The 13,203-nt window shown below is 61.3% G+C and carries 13 protein-coding genes; 5 read left to right on the top strand and 8 right to left on the bottom strand.

The genetic code is table 11. From position 1 onward, the window contains the following. Nucleotides 1-81: 81 nt before the first annotated feature. From NKJ23_RS03205 to NKJ23_RS03195, 3 genes are all read right to left on the bottom strand, one after another. On the bottom strand, nt 82-333 hold the full coding sequence (locus NKJ23_RS03205; protein ID WP_031211056.1) for an exodeoxyribonuclease VII small subunit: 252 nt from the start codon (nt 331-333) through the stop codon (nt 82-84). Nucleotides 334-336: 3 nt separating this feature from the next. Continuing rightward, entirely contained in the window at nt 337-1,263 is a 927-nt protein-coding gene (locus NKJ23_RS03200; protein ID WP_352678141.1) for a histone deacetylase family protein, read from the bottom strand. Nucleotides 1,264-1,396: 133 nt separating this feature from the next. After that, the gene (locus NKJ23_RS03195) at nt 1,397-2,050 is read right to left on the bottom strand and encodes a TetR/AcrR family transcriptional regulator (RefSeq protein WP_352678138.1); all 654 of its coding nucleotides are present in this window, start codon (nt 2,048-2,050) and stop codon (nt 1,397-1,399) included. A gap of 118 nt (nt 2,051-2,168) precedes the next feature. Between NKJ23_RS03195 and NKJ23_RS03190 the strand changes: the two genes are divergently transcribed. Next, on the top strand, nt 2,169-3,392 hold the full coding sequence (locus tag NKJ23_RS03190) for an MFS transporter (RefSeq protein ID WP_352678135.1): 1,224 nt from the start codon (nt 2,169-2,171) through the stop codon (nt 3,390-3,392). A 63-nt stretch (nt 3,393-3,455) separates the two neighbouring features. Here the strand turns inward: NKJ23_RS03190 and NKJ23_RS03185 are convergent, their stop codons facing one another. From NKJ23_RS03185 to aroC, 3 genes are all read right to left on the bottom strand, one after another. Next, nucleotides 3,456-3,887 (bottom strand): hypothetical protein, encoded by a 432-nt coding sequence (locus NKJ23_RS03185; protein ID WP_352678133.1) that lies wholly within the window; start codon nt 3,885-3,887, stop codon nt 3,456-3,458. Between the two features lie 19 nt (nt 3,888-3,906). Continuing rightward, a complete protein-coding gene (gene ribB / locus NKJ23_RS03180) occupies nt 3,907-5,007 on the bottom strand; it encodes a 3,4-dihydroxy-2-butanone-4-phosphate synthase (RefSeq protein ID WP_352449900.1) in 1,101 nt (366 codons plus the stop codon). 109 nt (nt 5,008-5,116) lie between these two features. Continuing rightward, nucleotides 5,117-6,226 (bottom strand): chorismate synthase, encoded by a 1,110-nt coding sequence (gene aroC / locus NKJ23_RS03175; protein WP_352678130.1) that lies wholly within the window; start codon nt 6,224-6,226, stop codon nt 5,117-5,119. Nucleotides 6,227-6,501: 275 nt separating this feature from the next. Between aroC and NKJ23_RS03170 the strand changes: the two genes are divergently transcribed. Further along, complete coding sequence (locus tag NKJ23_RS03170; RefSeq protein ID WP_023716902.1) at nt 6,502-6,765, top strand: DUF1344 domain-containing protein; 264 nt, start codon at nt 6,502-6,504, stop codon at nt 6,763-6,765. 63 nt (nt 6,766-6,828) lie between these two features. Here the strand turns inward: NKJ23_RS03170 and NKJ23_RS03165 are convergent, their stop codons facing one another. Beyond that, entirely contained in the window at nt 6,829-7,416 is a 588-nt protein-coding gene (locus NKJ23_RS03165; RefSeq protein WP_352678127.1) for a histidine phosphatase family protein, read from the bottom strand. 31 nt (nt 7,417-7,447) lie between these two features. Then, on the bottom strand, nt 7,448-8,266 hold the full coding sequence (gene fabI, locus NKJ23_RS03160) for an enoyl-ACP reductase FabI (RefSeq protein ID WP_031211054.1): 819 nt from the start codon (nt 8,264-8,266) through the stop codon (nt 7,448-7,450). 570 nt (nt 8,267-8,836) lie between these two features. Between fabI and NKJ23_RS03155 the strand changes: the two genes are divergently transcribed. The 3 genes from NKJ23_RS03155 to NKJ23_RS03145 all read left to right on the top strand — a co-directional run bounded on the left by NKJ23_RS03155 (nt 8,837) and on the right by NKJ23_RS03145 (nt 13,081). Continuing rightward, the gene (locus NKJ23_RS03155) at nt 8,837-10,417 is read left to right on the top strand and encodes a hypothetical protein (RefSeq protein ID WP_352678124.1); all 1,581 of its coding nucleotides are present in this window, start codon (nt 8,837-8,839) and stop codon (nt 10,415-10,417) included. An 84-nt stretch (nt 10,418-10,501) separates the two neighbouring features. Next, entirely contained in the window at nt 10,502-11,524 is a 1,023-nt protein-coding gene (locus NKJ23_RS03150) for a phosphatase PAP2 family protein (RefSeq protein ID WP_352678121.1), read from the top strand. 9 nt (nt 11,525-11,533) lie between these two features. Further along, nucleotides 11,534-13,081: a S8 family serine peptidase gene (locus NKJ23_RS03145; RefSeq protein WP_352678118.1), complete on the top strand. Its 1,548-nt coding sequence runs from the start codon at nt 11,534-11,536 to the stop codon at nt 13,079-13,081. Nucleotides 13,082-13,203: the final 122 nt, after the last annotated feature.

Here is a 13,203-nt window from a genome sequence, read left to right as displayed (position 1 = left end):
CGTTTCAAACGGGATGAGTTTTACCCTCAATCGTGATGATGTCCAAAGCCGGTAAGCAAAATTGTCGTTCGACGCCGCGCCTCAATCCGCGTCCAACGGCTCTGTCCCCACCGGCTTGCCGTCACGCGACAGCCTGATTTTCTCGACCTTGTCCTCGGCCGCCTTCAGCAGCCGGTCGCAATGCGCCTTCAGCGCCTCGCCGCGCTCGTAGATGCGGATCGACTGGTCGAGCGGAACGTCGCCGCGCTCCAGATCGTCGACGATCCTCTCCAGCGCCTCGAGCGCCTGCTCGAAGCTCATCGCCTTGACATCCTCGTTGGTCTCACCAGCCATCGTCTATCCCTTCATCAGCCGCCCGACATGGGCGGCGACTGAAAATGCCAATCCCTGCAGATCGTAGCCGCCCTCGAGCACGCTGACGAGCCGGTTGCAGCTATGGCGCCCGGCTCGTTCGAGCAACTGGCCGGTCGCCCAGTCGAAATCATCCTCGGTCAGGTTGATCTCGGCCAGCGGATCGCGGTGGTGGGCATCGAAACCGGCGGAGATGATGATGAGGTCGGGCGCAAAATTGTCGAGCGCCGGCAGGATGCGCGACAGAAAGGCGTCGCGGAAACTATCGCTGCCGCTCTGCGGCGCCAGCGGCGCGTTGACGATGTTGCCGGCGCCGGTTTCGCTCACGGCCCCGGTTCCCGGGTAAAGCGGCATCTGGTGTGTCGAGCAATAGAGCACCGATGGATCGTCCCAGAAAATGTCCTGCGTGCCGTTGCCGTGATGCACATCCCAGTCGACGACGGCGACGCGGTCGGCGCCATGGTTCTTCTGCGCGTAGCGTGCCGCGATCGCGGCGGTGTTGAACAGGCAAAAACCCATGGAGGTGGTCTTTTCGGCATGATGGCCGGGCGGCCGTGCGGCGACGAAGACATTTTCGGCACGGCTGGTGAAGACGTCGTCGACCGCGGCGTTGGCTGCGCCGATCGCGGTCACGGCCGCCTGCCAGCTCTTCGGGCTGGCGGTGGTGTCGGCGTCGATACAGACGATGCCGGTGTCCGGAATCGCTGCGCGGACACGTTCGACGAATTCGGGCGGATGCGCGTAGAGGATGGTTGCCTCGTCGCCTTCGGGCGCCTGGACGCGATCGAGCGCCGCGAAGGCCTCGTCGTCAAGCACACGCTCTATGGCGCGCAAACGGTCCGGCCGCTCCGGATGACCGGGCGGTGTTATGTGCTCGAGGAAAATCGGGTGGGTGTAAAGTCTCGTGACCATGCCCCGATATAGGCGCGCCTCGCCGCTTTGGCCATGTTTTCGCACGCTGGTGAGGCGATGTTCAACAGGGTTTAGGCGACCGGCGTCGGCTGAGCCCACCGCGAGCCGCCTGGGATCGGCGAAAAGAACGACCTCAGGCCGGTGATCGGTCAATCTGGGGCTGCTTCGCTGACGATCGATCAGGCTTAGGCAGCTTGCCGGTGCGATTGAGCAGCCCTTCCAGAAGAACCTTGAATGCCTTCACTGCCTTCTTCGACGTCGCTTCGGGATCGTTCGAATTTGCGATCCACTGCGCCGCATGCAACGAGGCGCCGCTGACCAGCCTTGCCGCGGCTTCGGGATCGACGGCGAGAATTGTCCCTTCGTCGCTCAGTCTTTGCAGGCTCTCTGTCATCGAGCGGATGCATGTGCTCTGGCTTGGCCATTGCGATGGATCGCCGAGCACCGCCGGCCCGTCGCGAAGCACAATACGCTGGATCTCCGGCTCCAGCGCCATCTCGATATAAGCGGTGCATTCGTCGACAAAGCCCTGCCAGAGATTGTCCGGCTTGGCCGAAACGACCTTCAGCCGAGCTGCCATTTCGGCGTCGATCTCGGCGATAACCGCCTGGAGTAGGCCCTTCTTGTCGCCGAAGTGATGATAGAGAGCGCCGCGCGTCAGCCCGGCCGATGCCGTGAAATCGTCCATCGAGGCTTCGGCATAGCCGAGCGTACCGAAGGCGTGGCGTGCCGCGGCAATCAGCTTGGCGCGGGTTTCGGCAATCATCTCCTTGCGTGGTCTGTGCATGCTCTGGCCCTATTAACATACGTCTCGTATGCCAATTGACATACGCCGCGTATGATCTATTTAAACTCATACGCCACGTATGTAATCGCCGAACCGGCCGTTGTCGAGGAGCCAGACCATGCAAAATCCCTATTCCCAGATCTTTCGCGCGCCCGGCGCCAAGGGCTTTGCCGCCGCCGGCTTCGTTGCCCGGCTGCCGATCGCCATGGCTCCGATCGGGATCGTCGCGATGCTGTCGCAGACCGATGGCGAGTACTGGCTGGCCGGCGCCGTCTCCGCGACATATGCGCTGGCCAACGCTTTCGTCGCCCCGCAGGTATCACGGCTGGTGGACCGCCTCGGCCAGACGCGGATTGTGGTGCCGACCACTGTGATTTCCACGCTCGCTTTCGCAATCCTGATTGCGGCGGCCAATCAGCATTGGCCGATATGGACGCTATTCGTCTCGGCGCTGCTCGCCGCCGTCATGCCCAGCATCCCGGCAATGGTGCGCGCACGCTGGACCGAGATTTTTCGCAACCGCCCCGAGCTGAACACGGCGTTCGCCTTCGAGTCGGCGGCGGACGAACTGGTGTACATCGCCGGCTCATCGCTGTCGGTAGGGCTGAGCGTCGCGCTTTTCCCGGAAGCGGGAGTGCTCGCGAGCACGTTGTTCCTCGCCTTCGGTTCGACGGCCTTCATCCTGCAGCGCTCGACCGAACCGCGAGCCCGACCGGTGGAACATGGTTCAGGCGGCTCGGCAATCCGCCTGCGGCCGGTCCAGATCATCACCTTGGCCCTGATCTTCATCGGCGCGACCTTCGCCACCACGGAGGTGAGCACCGTGGCGATCACCAAGGAGCTTGCCCAGCCGGGCGCCGCCAGCTTCGTCATCGGCGTCTACGCGCTCGGATCGTTCGTCGTCGGCATCATCATCGGCGCCCTGAACCTGAAAGTGCCGATGCAGATTCAGCTTGCCATCGCAATCGCCATCATTGCGCTTACCACGCTGCCGCTGCTCGTCGCCGACACCGTGCCGCTGCTGGCACTGGCCGTCTTCGTCAGCGGCGTGGCAATCTCGCCGACCTTCATCACGGCATTCGGCCTGATCGAGCGGCGCGTGCCGGAGGCGGTGCTGACCGAAGGCGTGACCTGGGTAATGACCGGCATCGGCATCGGCATGGCGCTCGGCTCCTTCGCCGCCGGCTGGGTGGTGGACGCTTTCGGCGCGCAGAACGGGTTCTGGGTATCAGTGGCATCGGGCACAATCGCGCTGGTGATCGTGCTCGCCGGCCAGCGCAGCCTTGCCATCCACACATGCGAGCTGGACGGATGCGACGCAGCCGCCGTTCCGGCGGAATAGCCGCACACGCGCCTGGTCCAGCTCACGGACCGGACGCAGTTCTCTTTGAAGAAGCCCGGCTTTTTAGCACTGTTCAAGCCGGTTGCGAATCTCGTTCCCGTCAACAACGACAACAGGACTCCCCAATGCCTCGACCATATCCGGGTTCAGATGGGGTATGGTTTCAGCGCGCCCAACCATTGGCGAGCACTCTCCAGCGCAATAAACGGCAGAATTGGTGACACGCAGAATCTCCCACAACGCTTTGTAGAGACGCGGATCATCTGGCGGCCGCGCGACGGTGAAGCCGGAACATCGCGACGCGTCATCAGGATCAAGATTGAGATAGAGGTCGGCTTGAGTAAGGGTCGGCGAGACCTCGTAGGTGACGACCCAGCATGAGTATTCAGGCTCACGCCTGGTGATGAACGGCGCGAAGGTATCGTCTATGATCGATGTGGGGAAATAGCTCTGCTCCCCGTCCTTAAAACAACCGAGATATGCCTCGAAGCTCATCTCAATTGCCTCCAGTAGCCTAAAGAATCTCGGTCTTGGCAATGTGGATGCCAAAACCTTCGAGGCCGACATAATGGCGCTCGCGCGAGGCGATCAGATTGATCGAGGAAATGCCGAGATCCTTGAGGATTTGCGCGCCGAGGCCGATCTCGCGCCATTCGTTTTCGCGGCGACGAGCCTCTTCGTGATCCTCGCGGTCGCCGGCAGCCGGGCGCTTGCGCTCCTGATGGGCGACGCCGACCGAGCCTTCGCGCAGATAGACGATGACGCCGCGCTGGCGCTCGCCCATCGCCTTCATGATGGCGTCCAGCCTGTGGCTGGTGCCGAAGACGTCGCTGACCACGTCCTCGGAATGAAGGCGCACCGGCACCTCGACGCCGTCGCGGATATCGCCGAAGACGACCGCCACGTGATGCATGGAGTCCCAGGGCAGCGTGTAGGTGAAGACCTGCGCCTTGCCGCCCGGCGTCTCGATGTCGGAACAGGCGACGCGCTCGACCAGCGTTTCCTTGCGTTGCCGGTAGCCGATAAGGTCGGCAACCGAGATCTGCTTCAACCCGTGCTTTTCGGCGAAGGCCTGCACCTGCGGGCCACGCATAACGGTGCCGTCATCATTGACCAGCTCGGAAATGACGCCGACCGGCGGCAGGCCGGCGAGCTTGCAGAGGTCGACAGCGGCTTCGGTATGGCCCGAACGCATCAGCACGCCGCCTTCACGCGCGATCAGCGGAAAGATGTGGCCGGGGCGGACGAAATCGGAGGCGCCGACATTGCCGTTGGCGAGATTGCGCACCGTCAGCGTGCGGTCGTCCGCCGAAATGCCGGTCGTGGTACCATGCTTGAAGTCGACGCTGACGGTAAAGGCAGTGGTGTGGGCCGAATCATTGTCAGCCACCATCGGCGACAGGTTGAGCCGCTTGGCTTCCTCGCGCGGCATCGGCGTGCAGACGATGCCTGACGTGTTGCGGACGATGAACGCCATCTTTTCCGGCGTGCAATGGACGGCGGCGACGATCAGGTCGCCCTCGTTCTCGCGCCCGTCATCGTCCATGACGACGACGATCTCGCCGCGCTCGAAGGCGCGCAGGGCTTCGACGATCTTCTTCTGGTCGTAAGGCATAAATGCTCGCTTCGCTCGCAGGGAATAGGGGAGTAGGGCAGTACGGCAGTAGGGGAAAGCGAAAATGGCTGCCTGGCGGGCATTAACATAAACATACTGCCCTACTGCCCTACTCCCCTACTCCCCTACCTGTCTGTCCCCGATGACGCAGATAATGATCCGCAATGGCGCAGGCAACCATCGCCTCGCCGATCGGTACGGCGCGGATGCCGACGCATGGATCGTGCCGGCCCTTGGTCATGATCTCGACGTCGTTACCGTCCTTGTCGATCGACTTTCGCGGCGTCAGGATCGACGAGGTCGGCTTGACGGCGAAACGCGCGACGATCGCCTGGCCGGTCGAGATGCCGCCGAGGATGCCGCCGGCATTGTTGGACAGGAAGACCGGCTTGCCATCATTGCCCATGCGCATCTCATCGGCATTCTCCTCGCCGGTGATGCGGGCGGCCTCGAAACCGTTGCCGATCTCGACGCCCTTGACGGCGTTGATCGACATCAGGCCGGCGGCGATGTCCTGGTCGAGCTTGGCATAGATCGGCGCGCCAAGCCCCGCCGGAACGCCGTCGGCGACGATCTCGATGACCGCACCGACCGAGGAGCCCGCCTTGCGGATGCCGTCCAGATATTTGGTGAAGACAGCTACGGACGCCGGATCAGGCGTGAAGAACGGGTTTTCGGCGTCGCCGACGAAATTCCAGTTCCAATTGGCGCGATCGATCGATTTATCGCCCATCGACACCAGCGCGCCGCGCACCACCATGCCGGGCACGACCTTGCGGGCAAGCGCTCCGGCCGCCACCCGCGCCGCCGTCTCACGCGCCGAGGAGCGGCCGCCGCCGCGGTAATCGCGCAGGCCGTATTTGACCTCGTAAGTGTAATCGGCATGGCCCGGCCGGAACTGGCGGGCGATGTCGCCATAATCCTTGGAGCGCTGGTCGATATTGTCGATCAGCATCGACACCGGCGTGCCGGTGGTGATCATCGTCTCACCGTCCTCATCGAGGATGAAGCCGGACAGGACCTTCACCTCGTCAGGTTCGCGACGTTGCGTCACAAAACGTGACTGGCCCGGGCGGCGCTTGTCGAGTTCGGCTTGGATCTCGTCGCGAGTGAAGCGGATGCCTGGCGGACAGCCGTCGACGACGCAGCCCAGCGCCGGCCCGTGGCTTTCGCCCCAGGTGGTGACGCGGAAAAGATGGCCGAACGTGTTGTGCGACATGGAACCAGCCCTGCCGGCGTCGGAGCCGGCTCAGCGCATGACCCCGAAAATCGGAGCGATTTTCGGAAAGGATCATGCACAAAATCAAAAGTGCTACAGCGTCCCTTGCGCGTCCAGGAGGACGCGCGGCGCTGTCGCCTGCCTTCTATTGGCGTTTTCCACAGTGGTCAAACTGTGATCCGGCGGATTTAGTTTTGACACATTCGATTGGTTTCTGCTCAGTTCCGTTCCGTTGGACCGAGCCGCTGTACCGGCAATGATTAAAGAGGACGATGATGCGTATTCTGATTGGCGCTGTTGCCGCCACGCTGTTGATCTCCACCGCCGCCTTCGCCGGCCAGACCGAAGGCCTGATCAAGAAGGTCGACAAGGATGCGCTGACGCTGACGCTGGACGACGGCAAGTCCTACAAGCTGAACGCCGAAACCGACCTCGATGCACTGAAGCCAGGCATGGACATCGTCCTCGCCTATGACGTGACGAATGGCGAGAACGTCGTCACCGACATGGAACTGCCGGACACCGGATCGACGGAATAGGGCGCGTCGATATTCAGCTGAGGCCGGCCCGACCTGATCTCAACATACGCTACGTCATCGGTCTCAAAGCCACTCCAGGCGCCGGCCGTCCAGCCTGAGCACGCGGTCCTGCGGCACTTCCATGCTGACCGCATCTTGTTCCGACATCCCCAGCACGAAGCGGAACAGCGCGCGCATGACGCCACCATGGGTCACGCAGACCGTCTGGCGATCGAGCGCGTCGAACCACGGCTTCACCCGTTCGAGCAGCATCTGATAGCTTTCGGCGCCCTTGCCGGGCGGCTGGAAGTTCCATTTATCGAGGCGTCGGTGCCTGGTCGAACCGGGATCGTTCGCCTCGAGTTCGGCAAAGGTGAAACCCTGCCAGTCGCCAAAGCTCAATTCTACGAGCAGCGGCTCGGTACGATAGGTGTGCGGATCGAGCTTCATCGCCGCGCGCAGGCGCTCCATCGTCTCGCGCGTGCGCCGCATCGGGCTGGCGATAAATTCGAAATCTTCGGGCTTGTCGATGAGTTCGGCCAGCCTGCGCCCGTTGCGGCTAGCCTGCTCGCGGCCAAGCTCGTTGAGGTCGGTATCGGCCTGCCCCTGCAGCCGGGCCTCGGCGTTCCACGCCGTCTGGCCGTGGCGCACGATATAGACGAGCGGGTACATCAGGTCTTCCGGAAGAGGTCAGGCGGTGGCGTCAGTCCTTGACCGTCGAAATATCCGGCGCGTCGACCGCCTTCATGCCGACGACATGATAGCCGGAATCGACATGATGGATCTCGCCGGTGACGCCGCGCGAAAGGTCGGACAGGAAATAGACGCCGGAATCGCCAACCTCCTCCTGCGTGACCGTCTGCTTCAACGGCGAATTGTATTCGTTCCATTTCAGGATATAGCGGAAATCGCCGATGCCGGATGCGGCAAGCGTCTTGATCGGGCCGGCGGAGATCGCGTTGACACGGATCTTCTTGGCGCCGAGATCGACGGCCAGATAGCGCACGCTGGCTTCGAGTGCCGCCTTGGCAACACCCATGACGTTGTAGTGCGGCATCACCTTTTCCGCGCCGTAATAGGTCAGCGTCAGCAGCGACCCACCATCGGTCATCAGCGCCTCGGCACGTTTGGCGATGGTGGTGAAGGAATAGACCGAAATATCCATTGTACGCAGGAAATTGTCGCGCGTCGTCTCGACATAGCGGCCAGTCAGCTCGTCCTTGTCGGAAAAGGCGATGGCGTGGACGAGGAAATCGAGCTTGCCCCAATGGCTGGCGATATCGGCGAACACCGCATCGAGGCTGGCCGGGTCGGTCACATCGCAATGGCCGGCGACATGCGCGCCCAGTTCCGCGGCAAGCGGCTCGACGCGTTTCTTGAACGCCTCGCCCTGATAGGTCAGCGCGATCTCGGCGCCGTGGTCGACACAGGCCTTGGCGATGCCGTAAGCGATCGAGCGATTGTTGGCGATGCCAAGGATAAGGCCGCGCTTGCCGGCCATAAGGCCCCGTCCACCCGCCATGTCAGCGCTCTCCGCAAGGTTCTCTACTTTGTGGAGTGCCTATCGCACAGCCACAGTGCCCCTTCAAGCGTTCAAAGCGGACAGTTCGGGGGACAAAGCGGTTGCTCAACAGCGCCGCGCGTCCTTTGGGCGCGCAAAGGACGCTGTAGCGCCTTGACCTTGCGGTCGTGGGCCAGTGGAAAAATCCGACACTGGTATCGGTGTGGCACGGCGGAAGATGACCCTTTGGCGGAAGTTCGTTGGCCAGTGGCCGAAGTCACGCTCATGACCCCGAGCCGACAATGGGACCGCTTACATCGAACGACCGCTTGATGTCGCTACCGAGTCCTTCCGTCACAGCAGAAATCCCGTCTCGAATCCTTTGCCACGTGTAGGTTTGACCTCACGGAAGCCGAGAATTACAGATAGACTTATATTAGTGGATGCTATATTAGGGTGCGGGGACGCGAGGGGCCGCTAGTGTACTCGGATTGCCGTCCTTTCCTTAGATTGATTGGGCCATTCGCGATTGAGAGCGCGGATGGCGCGGACGTCACGCCGCATGGCAGACGGTCTAAAGCGCTCTTGGCCATGCTCGCCCTGGCACCCAACGGTACGCGGAGCCGAAAATGGCTGCAAAGCAAGCTCTGGAGCACTCGCGGCGAGGAGCAGGGTGCAGCAAGCTTGCGGCAGGAGCTGTCCGAGGTTCGGAAGTCGCTCCGCAGCGCCGGCATTGATCTAATCTCGACCGATCGTGATGTGGTTCGACTCGACGTCGCTTCGATCGGCATCGATTTGAACGATCCGCCCGAAGGCTCTGCCACGCGTGATCTGCTTGAGGGCCTCGATATTCGCGATCCAGAGTTCGAGGATTGGCTTCGTGAGCAAAGAAGCCAATGGCCCCGGCCTCGCACAGTGCCAGCAAACGTCTTTCCTGTTGCCGCGGCAGATCAGTTGTCCGGACAGCGAAGCGCCTCACTTCTGAATTCGTCGCGGCTATGCTTGGGCCTGGTTCGCGATGCCAGGTGGACGGAGGGCTCCGCTAACAGGGCCGTCAGCGACCTTGTCCTGGATCTGGTGGTTCGATCGATCCTGAATTTCGAAGTGGTCGACGTCGTGGATTTTCAAGCGCAGGGACCGCTGACCCAAGCGCCTGACACTGCGCTACCAGACTGGCTGTTGCAAACCAGGGCAACGGTGGTGGGCGACAGAGTGGGCCTGACATTTGCATTAATTGCGCCCGGTGACAGCCGGCTCTTGTGGTCGCATACGGATTTTCTCGAGCCGGCCGACCTGACTGGCCCGGCGAGCCTGAAGCTGATGTCGTTGGTCAATCAGATCGTGTTTTCGATCCTCGAATTCGTTCTCGATCCTAAGTCCATCCGCGACGAGCCCCGACACCGGGCGTCTCGGCTTGCATTGACAGCGCTGCGACAGGTATTCCGCATGCGCGATTCGGACCTGGATTCGGCGGAGCGCATGCTCGCCGAAGCATATGAGCTCGACCCGCGTAGCACGTATCTGGCGTGGCAGCTGTTTGTGTTTGTCACCCGCTTTGGCGAGAGACGGGTCGGCCGCTCGGGTACCTTTCACGATCAGGTTCGGGAATGCGCCAGTCGCGCCGTCGAAGTGGCCCCCTTCAATCCTATCACCCTGGCGTTGGCCGCTCATGCCCATTCGTTCGTCTTTCGTGAATACGCACAGGCACTGGAACTCGCCGATCGAGCGATAGCCGCTAACCCGCTACAAGCCATTTGCTGGGACATGCGTGCCTTGACGCTCGGCTATCTCGGCGAAGTGAAGCGTGGCTATGAGGATGCGATGCGCGCACGTGCACTGGGCGGGCCTCCCCTGTATCGTTACTGCATCGATACCACGTGCTGCATCTTGGCAACTCTGAACGGGCGCTTCGAGGAGGGGATACGTCACGGCGAGCGTGTCCTTGCGCAGCAACCCACATACCTACCCGCTTTGAGATACTCGGCTGCCTGCCACGGGCATTTGGGGCAGACTGTGGAGGCAGTTCGAACTATCGAACGCTTGCGCGCCTGGGAGCCGGATTTCTCGCTCGAGCTGCTTTCGGAGGAGAATTATCCAATTGCAGGCGTACTCGGAGTTTCGGTTATCAAGAGCGGGTTGTCGCGGATAACGCTGCCAAGGTACGCACCCTAGCGCTGCGCACCGCAGGCGTTACGTCGAGGCTCCGACCACCAGTTGGCGCGGATCAAATTTAGAAGCTTTAGTTGAGGGGTGGACATGATGTCGACAATTGATCTTAATAACAAGTTGTTTAACGCCCGCTTCTTAGTAAGTGGATCGGCCATAAGGCAATATCCGCTGATATTGGGTGACGCAAAACCTGAAAAATCTCTTGAGGAATACATCAAAAATAGAGGCGGCGAAAAACTTCATCCTTTCGTGTCTATGATGACCAAGAGCAGCGTTCTGTCGATTCAAGAAGAGCAGATCGTGATAACGATTTCTGATGACCCTGTGGAGGGTGCCATGCGCCTTTCGCCAGCCTTCTTGGCGGGGCCGAGCGCAGGTCGAGGTCGAGGCAGGGGCAGAGGGCGCGGACGAGGACGGGGACGCGGCAGAGGGCAAACGGCTTTCGAAACTGGCGAGGAGGCTTTGCCGGCGTGGCACGACAAGCGTGCCTTGCACGGGATCGGACTAAGCGTCGCCAACAAATATCTCGGCGCGATCTGGGAGGACATTCTTATCGATCCCCCGCCCGGACCTTCAGAGAGCCTCAGGGAGACAGAAGCGCTTATCGATCTGCAGAAGAGGAGGGAAGGTGACCCGCTGCGGCGCGAGGAGATCGTCCGCCAGGCATCGTTCGGGATTTTGGACTACACGGCACCGCTCGGAATAGACACTCTCGCGGGCTTCGAGGGGACATGCGCATTGATTGTTGCGATCCTCGAACTCACGGAGGAGATCGGGCTCAACTACAAAGATCGATTCAATCGGCCACGGCCCAACATCATTGAGCCGAGGCTGCGGCCGGCGCTTCCGGTTCCTTCGCACGCTTCCTACCCGTCCAACCATTCATTTCAGTCATTTGCAGTGGCGAACGTTCTGCAACGGATGCTGCCCGAGCACGCCGGCGTAACCGCGCTTTATGAGCGCGCCCGCCGGGTGGCCGAGAACAGGGAATGGGCCGGGCTGCACTACGCCAGCGACACCGATGCCGGCGAGGAACTGGCTGCGCGCATTTCTCCGTACTTGGTGGACGCGATGGATGAAACGATCCGACGCGCCCAGAGCGAATGGTAGGTGGGTGCCATGATGGACGACATCAAGAAGGGCGAAGGCCATCTTTGTTATGACTGGTATCACTACCTGTGGCACCTGATCGCAATCGGCGCCTTACGCGATCGTCCGCGCATCCCTGAAGCGCGGTTGCCGCACGAGGCCGCATACCTGCTGGAGGCCGACGCCTGGGATTTGTTGGGTACTGACAAGCCCGGTTACGGCGAGGTCATTGCCCAGATCGATACGGGGGTGAACTCAAGCCATCCCAATCTCGAGCCTCGTATCCTTTCTGCGGTCAGCTTCGCCGCTCACCCTTTCGGGTTGAGTTACGTCACACCCAAGCAGCAACCGCTCGTCTTGCGAGGGCCGGAAAAAAAGCAGAGCAAGAGCTTTGTGGGCGACGATACCTGGGCATGGGCAGCAGGCCTGATCAAATCGAGAAACAATGCGCAGGAAGTCGAGGTTCAGAAATCGCTGCTTCGAGCACTGAAAGATGGGCGCGGCGTAATTCAGGAGACAGCTGAGACCTCGCGTATGCGCTACTCAGCGCACGGGACCGCCTGCGCTGGGCTGATGGTCGGCGCCCCTGCGGCCCCGCCCGCGAAGTTGAGGCAATTTAGCAACGGTGAAGGCGCAATACCTTATTGGGGGGTCGCCCCAGGCGCTGAACTCCTGCCGATCGAGATTTCAGCACGGCCCGACGCAGCGCAGCTCATTCTGGCGTTCCTCTATGCCCGCGACCAGAAGGTTTCAGTCATACACTTTCCCCGGGAAGTACCCGATCCATGGCGAGCGCACCGTTCCTATCCTGGATATGGCGACAGCAGATATACTTCGGTCGAACAGGCAAAGCCAATTTGGGATTATTTCGAGACGCTTTTCGAGGCGATCAGCGAGGAAATCCCCATCATCTGCGCAGCCGGCAACGATGGCTACGACCATCTGATTTACCCGGCGAGCAAGGCCGGCGAAAGCAATGGCGTGGTTGCGGTGGCGGCCGCCACTTATCTGGCGAGACGTTCAGCATATTCCAACTACAGCGGCGATCCGACCGACAATTCCGTCACCATTTCCGCGCCGTCCGACGACCAGGAGGTGTGTACGCGCTGCCAAATACGACTTGACCGTGAGTCGCTGCGTTCACGTGACCACAATTTCGAGATCTACGAGAAGCTCCCCCAGGTTGAATACGCGCCGCAGGGCGTGCTCACCACCGACATCCCGGGCCACCACGGCTATTCCGGCGGACAGCTGGAAGGGATCCAGCCGCCGCGCGTCGAAAGCAGAGACCGCGCCGGGCTCTACACAGTATTTGGCGGAACATCTGCAGCCTCGGCCATCGTCGCGGGAGCAGCCGCTTTGTTGCAGTCGAAACATCGCTCCACCGGTAGGCCGCTCAACGGCATAGAGGTTAAGGCGAAGATGACCCAGTCGGGCGCAAAGGAGGTTTCATGGCCTTGGCTTGAAAAAGCTGACGTTCCGATTCTACCGGACAGCCCTAATTGCGAGAGAAGGGTGCCTTCGTTCGATCAGCAGTTTGGAGCGGGGCTGCTTGACCTCCGTAAATTGCTGAGCTGAGGGTCCCGCCGAATTTTGACTAAAAGGTCGGCTGCAAGCCGCCAAAGCCGGGCCCGAATGGATTTCTGACGTATTTCTGACGTGCCCGCCACGGCGGGCTTACGATCCGCCTACGCCGTCCA

The organism is Mesorhizobium sp. M0184 (assembly GCF_040322215.1).
Taxonomy (GTDB): Bacteria; Pseudomonadota; Alphaproteobacteria; order Rhizobiales; family Rhizobiaceae; genus Mesorhizobium.
The sequence above is the reverse complement of the archived record's forward strand: the minus strand, read 5'-3'. Positions and strand labels throughout refer to the sequence as shown.